The sequence below is a fragment of the Paenibacillus assamensis DSM 18201 genome (assembly GCF_000422445.1).
Lineage (GTDB): Bacteria > Bacillota > Bacilli > Paenibacillales > Paenibacillaceae > Paenibacillus_B > Paenibacillus_B assamensis.
This window is the reverse complement of the sequence record NZ_AULU01000018.1, coordinates 59,019-80,766: the sequence shown is the minus strand read 5'-3', so window position 1 is coordinate 80,766 and position 21,748 is coordinate 59,019. Positions and strand designations below refer to the sequence as shown.

At 43.5% G+C, this 21,748-nt stretch carries 15 protein-coding genes; 7 read left to right on the top strand and 8 right to left on the bottom strand.

The annotated features are described in order from the left end of the window. Positions 1–59: 59 nt before the first annotated feature. From H580_RS0111510 to H580_RS25490, 3 genes are all read right to left on the bottom strand, one after another. Positions 60–902: a 1,4-dihydroxy-6-naphtoate synthase gene (locus H580_RS0111510; protein WP_028594914.1), complete on the bottom strand. Its 843-nt coding sequence runs from the start codon at positions 900–902 to the stop codon at positions 60–62. Beyond that, a complete protein-coding gene (locus tag H580_RS0111505) occupies positions 899–1,612 on the bottom strand; it encodes a futalosine hydrolase (protein ID WP_051217419.1) in 714 nt (237 codons plus the stop codon). The genes H580_RS0111510 and H580_RS0111505 overlap by 4 nt, the downstream gene beginning before the upstream one ends. A gap of 759 nt (positions 1,613–2,371) precedes the next feature. Then, a complete protein-coding gene (locus H580_RS25490; RefSeq protein ID WP_051217418.1) occupies positions 2,372–3,517 on the bottom strand; it encodes a hypothetical protein in 1,146 nt (381 codons plus the stop codon). 244 nt (positions 3,518–3,761) lie between these two features. Here H580_RS25490 and fumC point away from each other — a divergent pair, with 244 nt between their 5' ends. Then, positions 3,762–5,150: a class II fumarate hydratase gene (gene fumC / locus H580_RS0111495; RefSeq protein WP_028594912.1), complete on the top strand. Its 1,389-nt coding sequence runs from the start codon at positions 3,762–3,764 to the stop codon at positions 5,148–5,150. A 138-nt stretch (positions 5,151–5,288) separates the two neighbouring features. Then, positions 5,289–5,450 (top strand): HXXEE domain-containing protein, encoded by a 162-nt coding sequence (locus H580_RS25875; protein WP_084509174.1) that lies wholly within the window; start codon positions 5,289–5,291, stop codon positions 5,448–5,450. 226 nt (positions 5,451–5,676) lie between these two features. On the opposite strand, the gene csaA is transcribed toward H580_RS25875, so the two are convergent. The 3 genes from csaA to H580_RS0111475 all read right to left on the bottom strand — a co-directional run bounded on the left by csaA (position 5,677) and on the right by H580_RS0111475 (position 8,258). Further along, positions 5,677–6,006 carry a chaperone CsaA gene (gene csaA, locus H580_RS0111485; RefSeq protein ID WP_028594911.1) on the bottom strand — a complete coding sequence of 110 codons (330 nt, stop codon included), beginning with the start codon at positions 6,004–6,006 and terminating at the stop codon, positions 5,677–5,679. A gap of 249 nt (positions 6,007–6,255) precedes the next feature. Beyond that, entirely contained in the window at positions 6,256–7,050 is a 795-nt protein-coding gene (locus tag H580_RS0111480) for an SDR family NAD(P)-dependent oxidoreductase (protein WP_028594910.1), read from the bottom strand. 188 nt (positions 7,051–7,238) lie between these two features. Further along, positions 7,239–8,258 carry an AraC family transcriptional regulator gene (locus tag H580_RS0111475; RefSeq protein WP_028594909.1) on the bottom strand — a complete coding sequence of 340 codons (1,020 nt, stop codon included), beginning with the start codon at positions 8,256–8,258 and terminating at the stop codon, positions 7,239–7,241. Between the two features lie 442 nt (positions 8,259–8,700). Between H580_RS0111475 and H580_RS0111470 the strand changes: the two genes are divergently transcribed. The 4 genes from H580_RS0111470 (at position 8,701) to H580_RS0111455 (ending at position 16,442) form a co-directional block, all read left to right on the top strand. Beyond that, complete coding sequence (locus H580_RS0111470) at positions 8,701–11,088, top strand: S8 family serine peptidase (protein ID WP_036605109.1); 2,388 nt, start codon at positions 8,701–8,703, stop codon at positions 11,086–11,088. 566 nt (positions 11,089–11,654) lie between these two features. Next, a complete protein-coding gene (locus H580_RS24075; protein ID WP_051217417.1) occupies positions 11,655–13,943 on the top strand; it encodes a S8 family serine peptidase in 2,289 nt (762 codons plus the stop codon). Positions 13,944–14,156: 213 nt separating this feature from the next. Next, positions 14,157–15,389, top strand: coding sequence for an aminopeptidase (locus H580_RS0111460; protein ID WP_028594907.1), 1,233 nt, complete (start codon positions 14,157–14,159; stop codon positions 15,387–15,389). Positions 15,390–15,575: 186 nt separating this feature from the next. Then, positions 15,576–16,442, top strand: coding sequence for a metal-dependent hydrolase (locus tag H580_RS0111455; protein ID WP_028594906.1), 867 nt, complete (start codon positions 15,576–15,578; stop codon positions 16,440–16,442). Positions 16,443–16,648: 206 nt separating this feature from the next. Here the strand turns inward: H580_RS0111455 and H580_RS0111450 are convergent, their stop codons facing one another. Together H580_RS0111450 and H580_RS0111445 are read right to left on the bottom strand one after the other, a co-directional pair. Then, on the bottom strand, positions 16,649–18,460 hold the full coding sequence (locus H580_RS0111450) for a hybrid sensor histidine kinase/response regulator transcription factor (RefSeq protein ID WP_028594905.1): 1,812 nt from the start codon (positions 18,458–18,460) through the stop codon (positions 16,649–16,651). A 48-nt stretch (positions 18,461–18,508) separates the two neighbouring features. Continuing rightward, entirely contained in the window at positions 18,509–19,126 is a 618-nt protein-coding gene (locus H580_RS0111445; protein WP_028594904.1) for a sensor domain-containing protein, read from the bottom strand. A 380-nt stretch (positions 19,127–19,506) separates the two neighbouring features. On the opposite strand from H580_RS0111445, the gene H580_RS0111435 reads away from it, so the two are divergent. After that, positions 19,507–21,729, top strand: a complete 2,223-nt coding sequence (locus H580_RS0111435; RefSeq protein WP_028594903.1) for a serine hydrolase domain-containing protein — start codon at positions 19,507–19,509, stop codon at positions 21,727–21,729. Positions 21,730–21,748: the final 19 nt, after the last annotated feature.

Here is a 21,748-nt window from a genome sequence, read left to right as displayed (position 1 = left end):
ATGTTTATGAAAAAGGACAGCTATCTCGTTGGAGTAGCTGTCCTTCGTATTTGTTTATGTTACAGCCGTAGCAAGGCTGTATCGAATTCAGGGACGAGCCCTTCAGCAGCAGCTCTGCTGAGCAGGGCTTCTACAGCGTTAAAGCCATCCTCACCTAGATCAGCAGTAAAGCTATTCACATAGAGATCGATATGTGCTTGCGCGACCTCAGGAGAAAGTTCCTGTGCATGCTGCATCACATAATCGCGAGATGCTTCGGGCTGTGCCCATGCGTATTGAACAGAGGCACGTATCCATTCGGAGATTGCATGTAAGTCGAGTGAACGACGAGCGATAATTGCTCCAAGCGGGATGGGCAGATTCGTATCTGCTTCCCACCAGTTTCCGAGATCGACTAGCATGGATAGCCCGTAGTTCGGATAAGTAAAGCGTGCCTCATGGATAACGAGCCCTGCATCGATATGGCCGTCGCGCACAGCAGGCATAATTTCATGGAATGGCATTACGATGATTTCGCCAACGCCGTCTGGAACATGCTTCGCTGCCCACAGTCGGAACAGCAAGTATGCCGTAGAGCGTTCACTTGGTACGGCCACACGCTTGCCGGATAACTGGGCAGGATTGTTACCTTCGGCAGCTTGTCCATTCGTAAGGACGAGTGGACCGCATCCTCTTCCTAAGGCGCCGCCGCATGGCAGCAATGCATATTCTTCGAGTACCCATGGTAGTGCAGCGTATGAAATTTTAAGAATATCAAGGTCATTTGGGCGAGTAGCCAATTCATTTGTAATATTAATATCCGCATAGGTTACATCCAGTTGAGGAGCATCAGGGACTAATCCATGTGCCCAAGCATGAAATACGAACGTGTCGTTTGGACATGGCGAATATACTATTTTCATCGTAGTACCTCCTTCAAAATGGAACTAGCGGCTTGCAGCGCTGCTAATGCATCGCCGATCCGCCATGCGTCCCGATCACGAGGCCCGATCGGGTTCGAGATCGCGCGCAGCTCCAGCACGGGAATTCCGCACTGCTGAGCAGCAACGGCTACACCGTAGCCTTCCATCGCTTCGGCAGCGGCGGTTGGAATGCGCTGCGCCAATGCCGCGGCCGTCTCGGTTGTGCCGGTAACGGTTGAGAGCGTAAGCACAGGAGCAAGTGCAACCGTCTGCGCTGCGGCTTGCAGTGCCGCCGTGAGTCGGCTGGCCAACTCTGTCTCTACAGCGACAGAGGCGGAGCCGAAGCCGAGCTCGTCCACGCGGCGGAAGCCTTCAGCCGTCTCTGCACCGAGATCGGCAGCGATAATCTCGCTCGCGACGACGAGCGTACCGACGGTGGCGCGCCCAGCGAAGCCGCCGGCTATGCCTGCACTGACAACTAGGTCATAGTTGCCGAGTGCCAACTTGGTCGCGGTGCTGGCCGCAGCGGAAGCGGGGCCGACACCACCTGCGATCACCTCGAAGCGGCTGTCGCCATCGAGGCCGCGCAGGACAGCGTCTCGCTCAACGTCAACAGCGGTGACGATGAGGATGCGCTTGTATGCGGCAGAATGCTGTGTATTTTTATGCTCTGATGATTGGGATATAAGAGAGCTGCTATTTTCAATCATAGGATTAGCTCCTTCGTCGTTTCGTGTAGCTGTTTTTAATGTATATCGATACATATAGAGTAGTAGTGATAAACAATATCATTATATATAATGCACCTTGCAGCATGCAATGTGCGATCGTAGCATAAGTCTACATCTACACCAAATGAGTTCTCGATGATCGAAGGTGATTTGGTCAGCTCACGGATTTCGAACACGAATTGCGACTTCGGGTAGAATGCGATTTTTCTCTAACGAACGCCATTAACGTTATTTTCATTAAATCGTCCATATTAGAATTCTAACGGTCGCCAGAGCGCTTATTTTAGCCATTTTGGTTGATTATATGGCTCTAACTGGCAAATAAGCTCTCTGACATTCGTTAGATTTGAAAATATATAAATATAAGCCATATAGCCTCTGTGGCAACCGTTAGCATAATCGATCTTATTAAAAGAGCTGTTGCTTATTGACTCAACCACGGTTACCTCTGTAATTCAGCCTGCAAAGGAGAAATCAGTAATTATCTTCGATCTTCGATACGGGGCGGGTTCGAGTGTTCATGTGACTATAACAAATCCATTGACTCCTGCTACAATTTTTGACACTTAGCTATTGCAATTGTGAAACGAAATTAATCTAGGTGTAATTAAAAAAGAAGACGACGAGATACCTATCTCATCTTCTTCTTTCACGGACACGAAACTGAATTTTCGAATACTCACAATGAGATACCTATGGACTTTAATAGGGGGTACTAAGGGTGCTTACATATATCACTTAACGCTTTGCGCGCGAACCGCCGCCACTGCTGTAACCTCCACTATATCCGCCGCTGCTACTGCTGCCACTACTGTAACTGCTTCCGCCGCTACGACTACTTGTACTACTGCTCTTACTGCTGCTTTTATAGCTGTTCCCCGAATTGCTCTTACTTCCGCTGCTTCCCTTGGAACCACTACTAGTGCTACCGCTTGTACGATTCGTACTGGTTCTGCTCTTGGATTGACTTCCCTTATTGCCATTCGTGCTACTACTTACTTTGTAGCCGCTGTTGCTACGTCCTTTGTTATTACTGATTTGCTTGTTCTCTTGCTGCTTATTGATATAGTTACTTTTGTTCGTAATGGCATTAGTAAAGACTGACTTTTCATTCGCACTTAATGCTAACTTATAATAGTTGCTATACTGCTGCTTCCATTGGCTTTTCGGTATGTATTTCTTTTTGTAAGCAAGAATTTCTTTATAATACGGCCCGTTATAATCAGCAGGTATGCGATACAGGAACTTTTTCATTGTTGATTTGTATCCAATATCTTCACTGTGCATAGCAAGAATATAGAGGGCAACAGCATGAGTAGCATAGTTTTCTGATTGTTCAAAATAGGATAAGGCTTCACTATAATCACCAATCTCAACTGAACTCATAGCTTTGGAATTAAGGAAGCAATCTTTTAGCTGTTGTTCAAGTTTGTCAGGACTGTATTTCACATAAGGATGGGATATAGAGATTTTTTTAATGTTGGAAATCATACCTTCAATCTCATGGCATAAGCCGGATTGCTGAGCTTTTATTATTTTCTGTTTTAGATCATTAACCCGATATTGTGCAAGGTTTTTGCTTCTTGTTACTACGAGTTCATCCTTGATCGGGATTTTTTCATATCGAATAAATGCTTCTGCATAGCGCTTAGCCACATAGTGTTTGTCCGCTTCTTTTTTGTGTGTAATAGAAGCTTCTATGTTTTTATAAAGAGAAGAGTGTGGTTGTCTGGTTGTTTCAAGGAGCTTTTCTCCTTCTTCCCATTGACCTGATTTTATGAGAGATTCGACATTAACTAGGTTTTTATAATCGGATTGCATACAGCCTGACAATATCCCTAACATCACCAATACCATTACAATGATTCCAACTAAACGTTTCATCAGTAAGACCGCCCTTAATTAAAAATAGAAACATATTGTATCTTTGTTTTCTTGCCTATTTCGGAATTATTTTCCTTTGTCCAATCGCTAGTCTACACTCGCATCATGCCGATGTAAAGGTAGATTATGGAGATGTTGACAACGGTGAATGATTTTGATCATAATAAAACTATCATTGAAAATCATTATCATTTGCAATCTCACGCAATCCATTACGCTTATATCCAAATGAGGAGGGCATCACATGGAGTACAGATTGGAAAAGGACACATTAGGCGAAATAAAGGTACCTGTTGATAAGCTTTGGGGTGCGCAAACACAGCGCAGCTTTGAAAATTTCAACATTGGTACAGAACAGATGCCTAAGCCGTTAATTCGTATGTTTGCGATTTTGAAAAAGAGTGCTGCTCTAGCAAACGAAGAGTTGGGCAAATTGGACAGCCAGAAGGCTCAAGCTATCGTTACAGCGGCTGATGAAGTCATTGCTGGCAACTGGGATGAGCATTTTCCACTCGTCGTGTGGCAAACGGGCAGCGGTACACAAAGTAATATGAACGTAAACGAAGTGATTGCACATCGCGCGAATCAATTGCTAGAAGAGAGCGGAAGCACACTTCGTGTCCACCCGAATGATGATGTCAACAAATCACAAAGCTCCAATGATACATTCCCAACAGCTATGCATATGGCGGCGCTAGTCGCTGTGGAAGAGGAACTGCTGCCTTCTATTCATAAATTAAAAGAAACACTTCTTCAAAAGAGCCAACAATCTGAATCTATCATTAAAATAGGACGTACCCATTTGCAGGATGCAACACCGATTACGCTCGGTCAGGAAATTAGTGGCTGGCATCGAATGTTGGAAAAGAGCGAACGCATGATTAGCGAAAGTGCAGCTTATTTAAGCGAGCTGGCGATTGGCGGTACAGCAGTAGGTACAGGAATTAACGCTCATCCACGCTTTGGGGATATGGTTGCAGATCAAATTAGCCAACAGACAGGAAAAGCGTTCACTTCTGCAAGCAACAAGTTCCATGCGTTGACGAGTCATGATGAGCTGGTTTATGTGCATGGTGCTTTTAAAGCGCTTGCAGCAGACTTGATGAAAATTGCGAACGACGTCAGATGGCTTTCCAGCGGTCCTCGCAGTGGCTTGGGCGAAATTCGTATTCCTGAAAATGAACCGGGCAGCTCCATTATGCCAGGCAAAGTGAACCCGACGCAGAGCGAGGCGTTGACGATGGTTGTCTGTCAGGTGATGGGGAATGATGCTGCGATTGGATTTGCTGCGAGTCAAGGTAACTTTGAACTGAACGTATTTAAGCCGGTCATTATTTATAACTTCCTGCAATCTTGCAGATTGTTGGCAGATGCTATCGTATCATTCAACGATAACTGCGCGGTAGGCATTGAGCCAAATGTAGATGTCATTAAAAGTCACCTTGATCGTTCGTTGATGCTCGTAACGGCATTGAATCCTCATATTGGGTATGAAAATGCAGCTGCGGTTGCTAAGTTAGCACATAAAGAGGGGCTAACGCTTAAAGAGGCAGCATTGCGCTCTAACTTGCTGACGGAAGAGAAGTTCGACGAGGTAGTTCGACCTGAGTTGATGATTCATCCGAAGGCGTAATTTTTTTAAAACTAGCAATAAGGCGGGTATTCTATCGTTCATAGAATCTCGCCTTTTTATTTGTGTTATACTGGAAATGTTTATATTCATTTCTACATATGAAATATACATCACAGGGATAGACAGGAGGCAATGCAAATGCTGCAGCTAGAACTGCATAATGCAATATGGTTGTTTGTCGTGGTATTTATGCTTCATGACTTCGAGGAAATTATAACGGTAGAACATTGGGCGAAGAGAAACGAGAGCTTAGTTCGCAGTAAACATAGCAAATTGGCGGATATGATATGGAAGTTTTAGAACGTAAGCTCGTATTCGTTTGCCAAACGGGACGTGTACGCTTCCGCATTAGTTAGTTGCAAGAGGCAGTATTAGGGGATGAAATTCAGATTTATCAAGCTCAAATATTGAATGAGGAAAATGAAAATGCCCTCAACATCACTGACCTGACAACAGCATGTTTCATCACCGGACAAACGGTTGAAGGCAAACGGTATTTCGATGCATATGTGCAGCTAACTGCCATCTAAGCGACAGGGGTGCCATTTGGGAGGGGGATGTCAGGTTTAAGCAAGACTACATCACTGTCACCGGGAACACCGCCTAAGACGAGAACCTCCGACTTAAAGCCAGCTATGCGCCTTGGGGGGAAGTTCACGATAGCGACAACTTGATTCCCAATCAGTTGTTCCGGTTCATAGCGGTGGGTAATTTGGGCTGATGATTGCTTCAGGCCGAGTTGGCCGAAGTCGATAGTTAGCTTGATGGCAGGTGTACGAGCCTCGGGAAAAAATTCAGCTTGAACAATGGTACCGACGCGGATGTCTAGCTTTGTAAAATCTTCAATAGTAGCCATAGTAAATACCTCCGATTTGTGCACCTTCTAAAAATGCGCGTAGTTCCTTTTTTTGCACGATGCGGTATATGCGCTTTTTTTTGCTTATTTGCAGTATATTTTATACCATTTATTAACGTTCGGCCTATTATGCAAAAAGAAAATAAATGATCGTTATGGCTGCGTATGAACGATCCTAGTGATTCCAGCGAAACAAGAAGCTGCACCGTTTTATAGATGCCGTTTTTTTCGATCTTATTTTACATAGAGTTAAAAAATAGTAGGAACCATTCCGCCGTCCATTCGGATTGGAGAACCTCTAAATGCTGATGCATAAGGGCTGCACAAAAATGCTGCGAGTTTACCTATTTCGATTGGCTTAATAAATCGTTGAATTTCAGATTGAGGCAGGTTTGTTGTCATAAATTCTTTTTCTTTTTCGGAAAAAATTCGGTCATCATTAGGGTACATGCCTTCGATGATTTGCTGCACATTTTCAGAAAGTGATGGGCCTGGCATAATCGTGTTAACGGTAACTTCCTTTCCTATTGTTAATTTAGATAAGCTTTTGGACAAAGATAGCAGCATTGATTTTGTCATACAATATTGTGGCATTAATCCTGACGGCATAATAGCTTCTTCACTTGCTATAAAGATAATGCGGCCAAAATCATGTTTCAGCATGCTCGGTAAATAAAACTTAGCTAACCCATTTGCAGCAAGAACATTGGTACGGAAGTAATGCTCCCATATTTCATCATTAATATCTTCATATTGCATAACTTCATAAATCCCCATGCTGTTAACTAAAATATCAATAGTCGGGAATTTACAAAATAAAGCTTCTCTATGTTGAATGCTAACGATATCGGCTGCAGCATTTTGAGGGAACGTAGCTGGAAAATTGGACTTGATTTCATTTACAGTTCGTTCTACCTCTTCATGATTTCGTCCATTAATAAGAACATTAGCGCCTTCTTTGGCAAGTTCAATAGCAATTGCTTTACCTATACCTCGTGTTGATCCTGTAACTAAAGCAGTCTTGTTACTCAATCCCATATCCATCGTACATGTCTCCCTTACATTGAATGTATACATTTGAAAAAGGTAATAAAATAAGTTCATAGTGTATTGCGTCATTTTTTCGGATAGGGTTATATTACTTTGTCAGGATGGTAAGGTAACTAGCGTGGTGCGCCAAAGTTCTTGCATCATACGCCAACTAATAAACATAGTCATTTTCTTTCAACATCTTATCGTATCGGGTTTTTACCTACATATTTATTCCGCCATGTTAAAGGAGTGATCCCTTCCCACAAGTGAAAAGCACGATAGAATGAGTTTTGGTCTTCATAGCCAACTAAAAACGCGACATCTTTAATATCAAGTGTAGGGTCTTGTAAGTACACCCGGGCTTGCTCATGCTTAACTTGTGCTAAGAGATGTTTAAAGCTCGTGTCTTGGGCAGCAAGCCGGCGCTGTAAAGTTCGATCACTCATACTCAGTTGTTTGGCGACAGCTTGAATGTCAAAGTTCCCTCCTGCCAGATTGCGTTTGATGATCCATGTGACCACCTCAGCAATAGAGTGGCTGTATTGCTGTTCATGTAAAGATTGATCTAGAGCTGGAGTAAGGATTTCTAGCAATTCCTCGTTATACGTTGTAAAGGAACGATCCAAGTCGCTGCGATGCAGCGTAAGTCGGTTGCACTTTGCACCTGTCTGGATACGGCAGCCGAAGTATTTTTCAAGAGTCCTCATATCTCCCATTCCATGTGAAAACTCGACAAATTGAGCTGTCAAAGGTTGACCTGTTCCTCGGCGTCCAAGCTCCAAGAGAAATGCAAGCGTGATGCCAATGAGAATATGCGGACCAGTATGTTCTTTATCCAACCATTCCAATTCTATCTTACAGCTATCATTCTCCTCGGTTATACGTAGGCTTTCAGGGGGACACCGTTTTTTGTATCGAACCATTCGGTTTAGCGCATCGCGATAGTCACGAGAGTGGTAGGTGGCTAAGACGGTTGGCGGATAGGTTGCTGTATCAAAGACAGTCGCGAGTTTGATAATCGCTTCAGCAGTATCGCCAATAAGGTCGGAATAGGCTTCCCAAATGGAAAAATATTGGGTGGTGGTGACCGTTGTTTCGGAAATAATGGAAAAAGGAAGCTGTGCTTTTCGAGCCACATCGGGAGCTGTAATACCTAATTGGCTTAATCCCGTCCAAAATCCTGGAGCAATTTTAATATAGTCAGAGGTCGGAGGCTTCATATACATACTCCTTTATGTAAACAAATTTTTATGTGTCCATAAGCAAGATGCTTCAGCATCTTTGCTTTGAACGATTATATCCTCATGCGTGCGTTTCATTCTATTCACTTAGAGACATGGTGATCAATACGCCATTCTTTTCATGGTAAAACAGATGTAAACACGAAGAAACTACTTGTTTTCTGTAGGCGACATAATGAAGGTGACAAAATTGTTACTTTTATCACGAAATTATTTTTATTAAAGCGCTTACACTTAAGTCCTGTCTCGTTTATTTAGATTACTAACATGTAATAATTTTTGTTGATCATCAGATCAATGCAGGTTATTATCAAAATAAGCCATTGTCCAGTAATTGTTAATCTCATCGAAAGGGGATCGAGAAGCTAATATAGGAGACGTACTAGAATCCACAACTATATAATCATAAAGGAGAATCCATATGATGAAGAGGAAGCTCGTCATCGGCTTATCTATGATGCTCTCATTTAGTCTTCTAACACCAGCATTCCAACCGGTAGGCTATGCAGAGCCAGGAAGTGAATCTGCTCGAACGTTGTACCTGAAGACAGGTCAAATTGACCTAAGGGAAACTTCGCCCCCACAAGAAATGCTTCATGAATCTTCACAATCTCCTAACATGTACATTGTCCAGTTCAAGGACGTGATTACGAATGAATCGAAGCAATTACTTACACAGCATGGTGTTGAAATAGGTGATTACCTCCCGGATTTCGCTTACCTCGTTCGCATGACAGATGGACAGGCAAGTCAACTATCCACTAGCAACCTCGTATACAGCGTTTCCCGTTATCAGCCTACTTGGAAAGAAGGAACCTTCGCTTCCACCGACAGCATCCCGAATCAATTTGTCATATCCACTTTCAAAGGCAGTGAAGCACGTGTAGCTGCATTCATCCAAACGATTGCTCCTCAACAACTGACCGTTAACAAAGGTGTCATCGAGGCGACATTGACGGACGCACACATTCAAGCTCTCATCCAGACAGAAGATGTAACGTATATCGAGCCGAAGCTGCAAACGGATGTGTCCAATGACTTTATTGCAAATCAAGTAAAAGCCTCTACCCCTAATGGAATGTGGAGCCGTGGTCTTACAGGAACGGGGCAAGTAGTCGCTGTTGCCGATACTGGCTTGGATACCGGTAATCTCTCTACTATGCATGCCGATTTCCAAGGTCAACTGCAAACGACTCCATTCGCTGTAGCCACACCAGGAAACTGGTCTGATCTTGATGGGCATGGAACACATGTGGCTGGTACTGTACTAGGTACTGGGGCATTGTCGAATGGGCAATATAAAGGAATTGCGCCAGGGGCCAAGCTGATATTTCAAGCAGTTGGCTGCGGACGCAGCATTTGTCCGGGAGACTTGAGAACGTTGTTTGGACAAGCACAAAGCAATGGAGCCAGTATTCATACAAATTCATGGGGAGCTCTTGTGAATACCTACAATAGCTTTGCTGTACAGGTAGATGAGTATACATTTGCTAATAAGAAATTTAATGTTCTATTTGCAGCAGGAAACTCTGGAAGCGGTCCCAATACGGTGGCTACACCTGCTACTTCCAAAAACTCTATTTCAGTGGCGAATATGCTTAAAACGTCAAATGGCATGTCACCTACTTCGAGTCGAGGGTATGCTTTTGATGGACGAGTAAAGCCGGATCTTGCTGTAACAGGAAGCAGTATTATTTCACCGCGTTCTTCGCTGTCTAATCGACCTGCTGTTCCAGATGCTAATTATACGACGATGTCTGGAACTTCGATGGCTACACCTGCTGTAGCGGGGGCAACTGCAATCGTTCGACAACATTTTATTGATGTGAAACAGGTTGATCCGACTTCTGCACTAATAAAAGCAACGTTGATTAACGGTGCTAAGGACGTTGGATTTGGTTGGGGCAGCCGTGAAACAGGATGGGGCCAAGTTGATTTAGAAGCTTCCTTGTACCCAACGAATGGCATTAAGGCGCAGCACGAAGATCATACAACCGGTATTCAAACGGGTGAAGAAAAGATCTATACCCTGACAGTGGGAGCAGGTCAACCACTAAAGATTTCTACGGTATGGACCGATTACCAAGCTGCTGTTCAATCCTCAAAGGCGCTTGTTAACGATCTTGATTTAGAGGTTACTTCCCCAACAGGCGAAGTATTCAAAGGAAACTGTTTTGTCAGCAATAATGCGAGTTCGAGCTGTGCAGCTTTCGACCGTATTAACAATGTAGAAAATGTTTATTTCCATACAGCAGCAGCTGGAGCGTATACCGTTAAAATTAAAGGCTATAACATTCCTCAAGCAGCTCAGCCATTTGCTCTTGTCGTTTCTGGTAGCAATGCAGCATTAAGTGCAGGCGGCGTTACCCAGCCGATCGAACTGCAAGCTCCGACAAATGTAAGAGTGACTGCGCAGACGCAAAATAGTGTTACTTTGACATGGGACGACACGAATCCTCATGCAAGTGCCCCAACGTATGAAGTTTACAGCAGCAATCAGCTGGTGGCGACTTCAACTACTACATCTGCTGTTATTAATCAGTTACAAGCAGGTACGACATACAACTTTACCGTTAAAGTCCGAGCTGGAACGCTCGTATCCCCTGATAGTATCCCAATGAGTGTAACCATTGAAACAGGTCCAATCCATCCCGATCCAGTCACAGCGCCGTGGAAAGCAGGACAGCAATATAAAGTAAATGATCTCGTTACTTATAGCAATGTTACGTATCGTGCCCGCCAAGCCCACGTATCGTTAGTGGGATGGGAGCCGCCTAATGTCCCTGCGTTGTGGAGTAAAGTGAATTAACAGCAGGGTAAGTTTGAAACACGTTACGTTAGCAGCATTGTTATTAATTGTTCGATCTATGTTAGCGAAAAATTACTGAAAGCAGACAATGGCTTAATGGATTAATAGAATTCGTATGATGGTGTCATGTTAAAAACAAGCATCCTGTTATCGCTACTCATTGCGCGTTGGGATGCTTGTTTTCATTTTGGTAGTAAGGACTCTCTTTTTTTAGCTTTAAATAGAACGATGTATAATAAATAATAGATGGCATTATGCATGGAATGTAGGAGTCAGAACTAGGTTGTATTCTTGTGTTCCTCTATCGAAATAAGTAGTCATGAGGAAGTGTTAATAGCTTAACATATTCATAATCCCTTGATATATAAGGGTTACCGGTGAACAAAAATAAATTTGATAAAACCTATTGATCTAGTGAGAAATAACAGGTATGATTCTAAACAAGCTATACCCCATTAAATGGTTTTTGTGGAAAGGTGGTGGATTGAAAAGTTTCTGATTAGTTTCACTAGTTTTATAGTTGTTCCATTTTGAAAGTTCAAATTTAATATGTTGGAGGTATGTGTATGAAAAGAAAGCTTGCTATGGGTCTATCGATTGCACTTACACTGAGCCTGTTTGCTCCCGTGTTCCAGTCAAATGGTTTTGCCGCCGAGCCAAGTCCCTCTCTCTCTCGTACTCTATATTTGAAGACAGGAGATGTGAATCTTCAAGACCTCCCTCAACAACAGAGCTTGAGCGAACATGCTCAATCTAATGAATCAGCACTGTACGTCGTTCAATTCAAAGATGTAATTACTCAAGCTTCTAAAGAACTTTTGAGCAAAAATGGAGCAGTCGTTGGCGATTACTTACCAGACTTTGCTTACCTCGTACGAATCAATGGCCAACAAGCACAACAAATTGCTACAAGTGACCTCGTATACAGCGTTACCCCTTTCCAAGCAGATTGGAAGGTAGGGACGTTCACTACCCCAGACAGTATCCCGAATGAATATGTGATCTCCACATTCCCAGGCAGTGAATCCAGAATCGCTTCTCTTATTAATCCTTCTGCGCCACAAGATGTTCGTGTATATGATGGCAGCATAGAAGCCACACTTACCGACCAACAAGTGTATACGCTACTGCAAGATAAAGATGTTACCTTCATCGAAACGAAGCTACGTTATGAAACTTCAAATGAATTTATTAACCAACAAATTGGCACTTCCACACCAGTTACAGGTGTTTGGGCAAAAGGCTTGACTGGTGCAGGACAAATTGTTGCAGTTGGCGACAGTGGATTAGACTCCGGTAACGTGTCTACGGTACACCAAGACTTTACGGGTCAGCTTCATGTAACTCCAATTGCCAAGGCAATCCCAGGTAACTGGTCTGATCCTGGCGGACATGGCACGCATGTAGCGGGAACGGTACTTGGTACTGGAAAGCAGTCGAGTGGCAAGTATAAGGGTGTCGCTCCAGGTGCGAAGCTTGTTCTACAAGCACTTGGCACAGGCGGAGGTGGCATTAACCCTGGTGATGTAAGGCAATTGTTCGCTGAAGCTGAGGCGTTAGGCGCCAAAATCCACACGAACTCATGGGGAGCATCCTCCAACTCGTACAATACGAATGCTCAACGCGTAGACGAGTATACCTTCAAGAACAAATACTTCAACGTTTTGTTCGCAGCAGGCAACTCGGGGAGCTTTGGCAACAATACGATTGCAACTCCAGGTACCTCGAAAAATGCAATCACGGTAGGCAGCTTGGCTAAGACAGCTCCTAACTCTATTGCATCTTACTCCAGCCGCGGCTTTACCTTCGATGGCCGTACGAAGCCAGATGTTGTAGTGACGGGTACAAGCATTATTTCTCCTCGTTCTACGATTTCAACCCTTACAGGTAACCCGAATCAACACTATGCAACGCTGTCCGGCACTTCGATGGCAACGCCAGCAGTGGCAGGTTCAGCTGCTCTCGTTCGTCAATATTTCAACACGGTGAAGAAGCTTGACCCTACAGCTGCACTTGTAAAAGCGACCCTCATTAATGGCGCTCAAGATGTTGGCTATGGCTGGGGCAGTCGTGAAACAGGCTGGGGTCGTGTTAACCTTGAAGCGACACTCTATCCGACGAACGTAACAGCTCAGCATGAAGATCATACAGCGGGTCTAAGTACGGGCAATGTGGCTACTTATACAGTAGATGTGGCAAGCGGTCAGCCGCTGAAGATTTCTACAGTATGGTCAGATTTCCAAGCAGCTGTATCGACTACAAAAGCGCTTGTAAATGATCTTGACCTTGAAGTTGTATCCCCGTCTGGCCAAGTGTACAAAGGAAACTGCTTTGTAAGCAACACGGCTAGCACAAGCTGCGCTTCGTTCGATCGTGCGAACAACGTTGAAAATGTATACTTCAATACATCGCAAGCGGGCAAGTATACGATTCGTGTTAAAGCGTACAATGTTCCACAATCCACTCAGCCATTCGCGTTAGTGGTATCGGGTAAAAATGCCGTTCTTACAAAAGGCGGTAGCGCTCCTGTAGAAGGTCCGTTGGCTGCACCTGCGAATTTGACAGCTACCGCAGATGCTGCTGGTGGTGCAGTGCTTTCGTGGACAGATTCTAACACGCATGCTGGACCAGCAACCTATGAGATCTATAACAATGCGGATCTAGTAGGCACCTCTGCTGCACCTACATTTGTTGCGCAAGGTTTAGTAGAAGGGACTACGTATACATTCTCTGTCAAAGTAAGGAACAGCCAAAATGTTCTTTCACCTGCCAGCAGCGCTGTGACATTTACTGCTCAACCGATAGAAGAGCCTGAAGATGAATTGGATCAACAACCGGTAAAAGATTTGAAGTAGGGAAGGACTAGAACTCCTAGCCTCACTCTGCATTCAAGATTAGACGTACAATTGACAGCAAGCTCTGTTCGTTGAACCATCTTACGTGGAGGCGAATAGGGCTTGTTTTCATATTTTTTTGATTATTGGTCAAATTACTGGACTTAAAGGGGAAAATAACATATACAATATAAGTTATGTATAACCTTCACTTACATAAAAGGAGAATGACCAATGACACAGTTCGAGCAAAATCTTGAAAAATATGCGGAATTGATTGTGAAAGTAGGCGTTAACGTTCAGCAAGGACAAGAGGTGGTCGTGAATAGTACGCTTGAGTCAGCTCCATTGGCTCGCCTAGTGGCAGCTAAAGCTTATGAAGCGGGTGCAAGCAATGTCCATGTCGAATGGACAGATGAAATGTTGTCTCGCTTGAAGTATGAAAAAGCATCAGATGAAGTGTTTACAAGTTACCCAGCTTGGGAAGTGGCAAAGCGTGATGCGTTTCTGGACAAGCGTGCGGCATTCATTTCGATTGTTTCGTCCAATCCAGACTTATTGAAAGGTATTGATCCACAACGAATCGGGAACTTCCAAAAGGCATCCGGTCAAGCGTTGACAAAGTATCGTCAATTTATTCAGTCTGACAAAGTGAGCTGGACGGTGGTAGCGGCATCTTCTAAGGCGTGGGCTGAGAAAGTATTCCCTAACGCATCTGCGGAGCAGGCGGTGGAACAGTTATGGGCTGCTATTTTCGATTCCGTTCGTCTTCATCATGAAGACCCGGTTCAAGCGTGGGAAGCACATAACAACAACCTTCATGCGAAGGTTGATATTTTGAACGAGAACCATTTCCACAAACTTCACTATACAGCGCCAGGCACTGACCTGATGATTGAGCTTCCAGAGAAGCATCTATGGGTAGGAGCGAGCAGCACGAATGAGCAGAAGGTGAACTTCATGGCGAATATGCCGACAGAAGAAGTGTTCACTGTGCCTTATCGCGATGGTGTGGATGGCTACGTGTCCAGTACGAAGCCGCTTAGCTATGGTGGCAACTTAATTGATAACTTCAAGCTTACGTTCGAGAAGGGCCGTATCGTGAAGGTAGAAGCAGAGCAAGGTCAAAGTATTCTTGAGCAGCTTGTGAATACGGATGAAGGAGCTAGATATCTAGGTGAGGTAGCGCTTGTACCGCATCAATCTCCTATTTCAGAGTCTAACATTTTGTTCTATAACACGTTGTTTGATGAGAACGCGTCGAATCATTTGGCAATCGGCAGTGGATATGCGTTTAACGTTGAAGGCGGCAAGGAGATGTCGCAGGACGAGCTGCGTGCAGCTGGCGTCAACACAAGTATTACGCATGTTGACTTTATGATTGGTTCAGCTGAAATGAACATTGACGGTATTCTTAAAGATGGAACGTCCGTGCCTATCTTCCGTAACGGAAACTGGGCAATATAATACAAATAGCGGCCGGGACAATTCCTGTGCCGCTATTTTTTTGTGTGGATGAGTGGATGATGAATGATGGTCTCCGTTGGCTCTTTACAGGGAGCTATCTTTATTTTTAAATAAATTGTCGATTGTCTATATTGCTTCTTTGTTGACCGATCCTTACAATGACCTTTATGGGGGGAGTCATAAGTAATGGATACGATAACACATACACTATTTGGATTATCTTTATATGCAGCTGTCGATAAAAAGCGATTTACGACAAATGAAAAACGAGCATTGCTCCTTACGACAGTCGTAGGCTCTAACATACCCGATATCGATGTCATTTCTCAGTGGTGGGACACAGCAGGACGCTATCAAATGTGGCATCGGGGCATTACTCACTCTGTGTTTCTTGTACCTATATGGGCGGCCTTGTTGTCAATCGTGAGTTGGCTGCTGTTTAGGGTGAAGGACTGGAAGTTGTTTGCGATGGCCTTGCTAGCCGTGTTTATTCATAACACGAGTGATTTATTTAATGCATGGGGTACTGGATATTTGGAACCGTTCTCTTCAATACGGGTTACGTTTGGGACGATTCCGATTATAGACTTTATGTTCTGGATCATTATGCTGGTCGGCTGGCTGCTTGTTCGGTATAAGCGTAATGTATCGTCATCACGCGTGTTTAAATGGGTATGGGCCTTGATGATCGTTCATCTTATGAGCCAATCGGTGCAAGGTTATGTGATTCATCAACAATATGCCAAGCAATATGATGAGTTTGCCTTATCAGCAGGCTTTATTCCGGGGCAGTTCCAAATTATCGGCAAAGAAAATGACAAAGTCTACATTAGCAGAACGACCGTATTCAGCGAGCCGAAGCTTCAAGTGGAGCTGACATCAGATGAGAGCGTTAGCCTTGAGCAACTGTTTGTGGTGAATCCAGAAGCGAAGACGTTGTATGAATGGTCGCCTTTTGTTGTCGTCGTGAACGACGACAAGCATATTGGTATTTACGATCCACGGTTCTACCGCAATGGTGAATCATTCCTATATGAGAAAATGGAAAAATAAGTAATATGTTACATGGGCGCTAGATTAATATTAAATATAGACCAAAGACCGTTCCATGTAATATGGAGCGGTCTTTATGTGTGTGATTATGATGTTAGATGCTGAAAAATGACATGCCAATGGCTTGTAATTATGAAAATACGCTATCGTCGTTTTTAAATGGGATATACGGCGGGGAGCATCATTGATTTTTATGTAGATACTTTTTAATGCAATCCTAGTCCCTCTGTACGTGCCTTCTCAATCGCATCTTCTCGATTGCTGACTCCGAGCTTGGAATAGAGCGTGGAGCAATAGTTCCGTATCGTTCCTTCCGACAAAAATAACTTGGCTGCAATTGATTTGTAGCGCAATCCGTTGCTTAAATGCTGCAAAATTTCTAACTCTCGTTTCGTAATTCCATACGGATTATTTTCCGGGGAATAATTTTGATTACCTAACTGTTCCCGTTGGCGCTTCATCTCCTCGAACACTTGAACGGTAATGTTCTGATCAATCCATGTTCCTCCGCTATGAATAAGCTTTATTGCCTCGATTAAGTCTCGCGGATGAATCGACTTAAGCATATATCCTTCTGCACCAAGCTCTATCGATTTGACAGCTTGCGACACATCTTCAAATGTGGTCAGTAAAACAACTTTCATTTGAGGCCAGCGCTGTTTCATTTCACGCAGCGCTTCGATACCATCCATTTCTGGCATGCGAACGTCCATAAGTACAAGGTCAGGCTGATCGAGCGCACATCGTTCTAAAGCTTGCTGACCGTTGTCGGCTGTTCCAATAACTTTGAGGTCAGGCTGTTGTTCCAGAATGCGCTGCAAACTTTCCGTAATAATAGATTGATCATCGACGAGTAGGAGTCGAATTCTTGAGTGTACAGCTTCTACTTTTACAGGGAGTGTACAGATAATGACCGTTCCTTCATTAGAGCGAGAATGTACAGCTAGACTGCCTGTGCATTCATCTAAACGTTCCTTCATTCCGGATAACCCGAAGCCGTATCGTACTTGTTCCATGCCAATGCCGTTATCTTCAATTTGCAAGCGTAGTTGCTGATTATCATAAAATAATTGAACTTGTATCGTGCTCGCTTGCCCGTGTCGAACAGCGTTGGTGAGCGATTCTTGGAGACAGCGATACAAGCAGAAACTTATCTGTTTCGTAATCGAAACTTCATTTCCGAACGTGCGGAAGTTCACGGTTACCCCAGTCGCTTTCGTGAACTCTTCGATAAGCTGTTGCAAAGAATCCGTTAAAGATTGGCTCATTGGCGTTACGGACAAATGATGCAGATGCTGGCGAATATTATCCAGCCCATTACGGGCCAATTCGACAAGGGTATCTATTCGCTCGCTTTGATTGGAAGGGAAGGACGTCTTTAACGATTCCATGCCTACGATTAGTGAGGTGAGCGTATGGCCGATCGTGTCATGCAATTCATGTGACAGTCGGTTCCGCTCCTCTTTCAGGGTAAGTTCCTCGATCTGATTAATGTGCTGCTCCAGTACTTTTTTCTGCTCTTGAATAATTCGACTCTGTTTATGGTTTAAGGCAAGCACCTGAAAGGCATAGCCAAGGGCAAATACTGCACCATGATTAAACATATAGTTGAAAATAATAACTTCAATAGGCTCGTTAATCTGCCATGCGTTGAAACCAGGGATGATAAAGATAGTGGGCAGTGCTGCCCACATATAATTGCTTCTGTCACTGTAAAATCCAATTACAAATGCAAATATGACAAATTGCCAAGATAGCTGTGGTTCATAAGAAGTAAGATACATACAAAATGAACCAGTTAGTACAATTTCCGAGAACAGATACCATTTCTTACTGAATTGCTGGATAAGGAATGGTATCGAAATGGTCAAAATGGCAGTAAAGATGATGAACCATGATGGCACAGAAAGTGGTAATTGATTTACTAGTGTGCCTATGGAAATGCTTAACAAGCTTACTGATCGAACGAAAAAAAACATCCAGTCATACCAAAACCAATGCTTCGTTATATTCCACATTAGTAATTCTCACTCCATCTTCATAATAAGCACAAATTAGGCACTGTATTATTTTGTTTTATAAATATATCCCACTTCAATCATACGACGTGTGTAGCTGACTAAGTACTTCGCAAAGGTATTGCTTACTCGGATACTAACAACTAACCATAAGCAACCTAGACCACTTACAGCCAAAGCGGCTGGGAGTGTTTTAATTGAAATGGAAAATACATGGTACGGTATGATCTTATACAGCAATGGAGCAGATAATAAGAGAAGAGGCGCGACGTATAACAAGACAGAGAGAAGTAGACTGCCCATTCCAATTACCAATTTATATAAGAGCATACTAATCATGATCCAATAACCGCGATTCGTCAACGTCTCTTTCATTTGTTCCCAAGAATCTCGTTGTATCTCATCGTAGTGGAATTGCTCCTCATTACTTTGTGAGTGAGTTAATGATATAGATGTATATTTTTCAATGATTCGAGCGTCTAGATGTACGAGTTTTGGTGCGGTTTGCAGCACATGGACCAAGATTGGAATCCCTACAATAGTAATCGATAACCCCGCGCCTAATGTGACCCCAATGCTAAAGAAGATGAAATAAAGCAGCCCGCTTACAAACGTATACAGCATAAGCTGTGCGTGATTCAGGCCTCGGATGAAATGCTCTTTCATTTTTAAACGTCCCCTTTTCATGAATAGTGTAAGTCCAGCAGTTCCGTTTCCGCTGAGTGATACCTCTAGCATAGATGAAAGGCTGTCACAGTAGGTAGTGAGGGATTGTCATATGACATTAATCATGGAGATTGTGACAAACGATCATGATGAAATGAGCGTTTTTATCACTATGGAATATGACATATCCAGCGCTATTGTCAAATCAGGAGGTGACAGAGAACACGAAGCGCACTTGCTTAGTGAATAAAAGAAAGATGAGTATGTGGAATGATCCAGGACCTATTTTACTAATAAGTGATACGAGAAAATGAAGGGCTTTTTGTTTATGGGATGTCAGATTATAGTAGATCCGCTTTGATAAAAAAGGAGGAGAAACCATGAAATTTAAAGGCTACAAATTAGGATTGATTACATTATCTGCATTAATAGCAGGAACTGTATTGCTACCTGCACAAGGAATGTTGCATGCGAAGAACATAAATGCTGTGCAGCAAACTTCTCAGCTTTCTTCCAATAACCATTCGAGTGTCGAACAAGATAGTAGAGAAGCTGTTAAGAAACTTATCGATCAAGCTGCTAATCAGAAAGACGTTCCAGGGGTTATCGCTGGTGTGACAAAGAACGGTCAAAAATGGTCCTACGCCTCAGGTGAAGCTACTATCCATGACAAAACCCCAGTGAGGACAGATTTTCATTTCCGAATCGGAAGTACAACGAAAACATTCGTAGCAACGGTCATTCTTCAATTAGCTGGTGAAAACAAACTCAACCTGGATGATTCAGTTGAAAAATGGCTGCCAGGCGTTGTGCAAGGAAATGGATATGATGCGAGCAAGATTACGATCCGTCAATTGTTGAATCATACAAGTGGAATCGCAAGCTATACAGCAAATGAGACTTTTATAAAAGACCTACATTCCAACTTGTACAAAAACTATACAGCTGAGGATCTTATCCGTATCGGAATCTCTCAGAAGCCATCTTTTGCACCGGGAGAGAAATGGGAATATTCAAACACGAATACGGTGTTAGCTGGACTTATTATTAAAAAAGTTACAGGCGAAACCTACGCTGAACAGATCAAGAAGCGTATCATTGATCCTCTTAAGCTTAAGGGAACCTCAGTTCCAGGAAGCTCTTCACATCTCCCTAGTCCTCATGCAAGAGGATATTACAAGCTTGAAGGTAAGCTTTTAGACACAACTGAAATGAATACTTCATGGGCAAATGCAGCAGGCGATATGATCTCGACGGTAGATGATTTGAATACCTTTTTTAGTGCCCTTCTAGCTGGGAAATTAGTAAAGCCAGAGTTGCTTAAGCAAATGATGACGACTGTTGAAGCCCCTCTTCTTGGAAAATACGGACTTGGTATCTACGAAACGAAATTGCCAAATGGGACTTCCTTCTGGGGACATGGCGGAAACTTGCCAGGATTCTCTACTATGGCTGGAGGGACTGCTGGCGGTGAACATGTTATAGCTTTGAGCACCAATTTACTTTCAGATAAAGATGCTCTTCATCATATGAATATTATTGCAGAAGAATTCGGTGGAACGGAGTCCAAGAAGGAGCGCGTGCATGCTCAGCTGGATAACATAACGAAGCACGGTATTGTAGGGGCTACTGCGGTTACGTACGATCACGGTAAGTTTCAAGGCTATGCGTCTGGTAAGGCGGACATTACAACTGGTCGTAAAATGGGGACGGATGCACGCTTCCGTATCGGCAGCATTACAAAGACATTTGTAGCGACTGTTGTACTTCAATTGGCAGGTGAGAACAAACTGAATCTGGATGATTCCGTAGAGAAGTGGCTGCCGGGCGTTGTACAAGGCAACGGTTATGATGGCAGTAAGATTACGATTCGCCAACTGCTCAATCATACGAGCGGCATTGGTAACTATACAAATGTTCTTTTTAAAGACCCTAACAACATAGATAGCCTCTATCGCAGCTATAAGCCAGAGGAATTAGTGGCAATAGGATTGAAAGAAAAACCTTTATCCAAGCCTGGGGCTGTCTCCAATTACTCTAATACGAATTATGTGCTGCTGGGTCAAATTATTAAAAAAGTAACAGGTGAGACTTATGATCAGCAAATCGAAAAACGCATTATAGAGCCTCTCGAACTTAATGAAACCTTTCTTCCTGGAAATAGCACCCTTATACCAGGATCCAAGCATGCTAGAGGCTACGCTCCAGTTCATATGAAATTAGTTGATGTTACACAAATCAATCCCTCTTGGGGAGACGCAGCAGGAGATATGATCTCGACTGGACAGGATTTATCCACCTTTATGTCCGCGCTTCTTGGCGGGAAGCTATTGAAAGAGGAGCAATTGAAGCAGATGTTGACGACTGTGAAGACAGTGGAAGGTGTAGAGTATGGGTTGGGCATCTTCCCAAAGAAGCTTCCAAATGGTCAAGTGCTCTGGGGGCATACTGGCGGGATACACGGGTATATAAGTTTTTCATTCGGAACGTTAGATGGCAAGCATACTATGGTCTTAAATATAAACTCAGGTCCAAAATCAGCAGAACAAGCGAAGGCTGTAGTCGATTCAATTGATACTGCGTATGCAGAGGAATTTAAATAAATAACAGTGCTCCAATTAA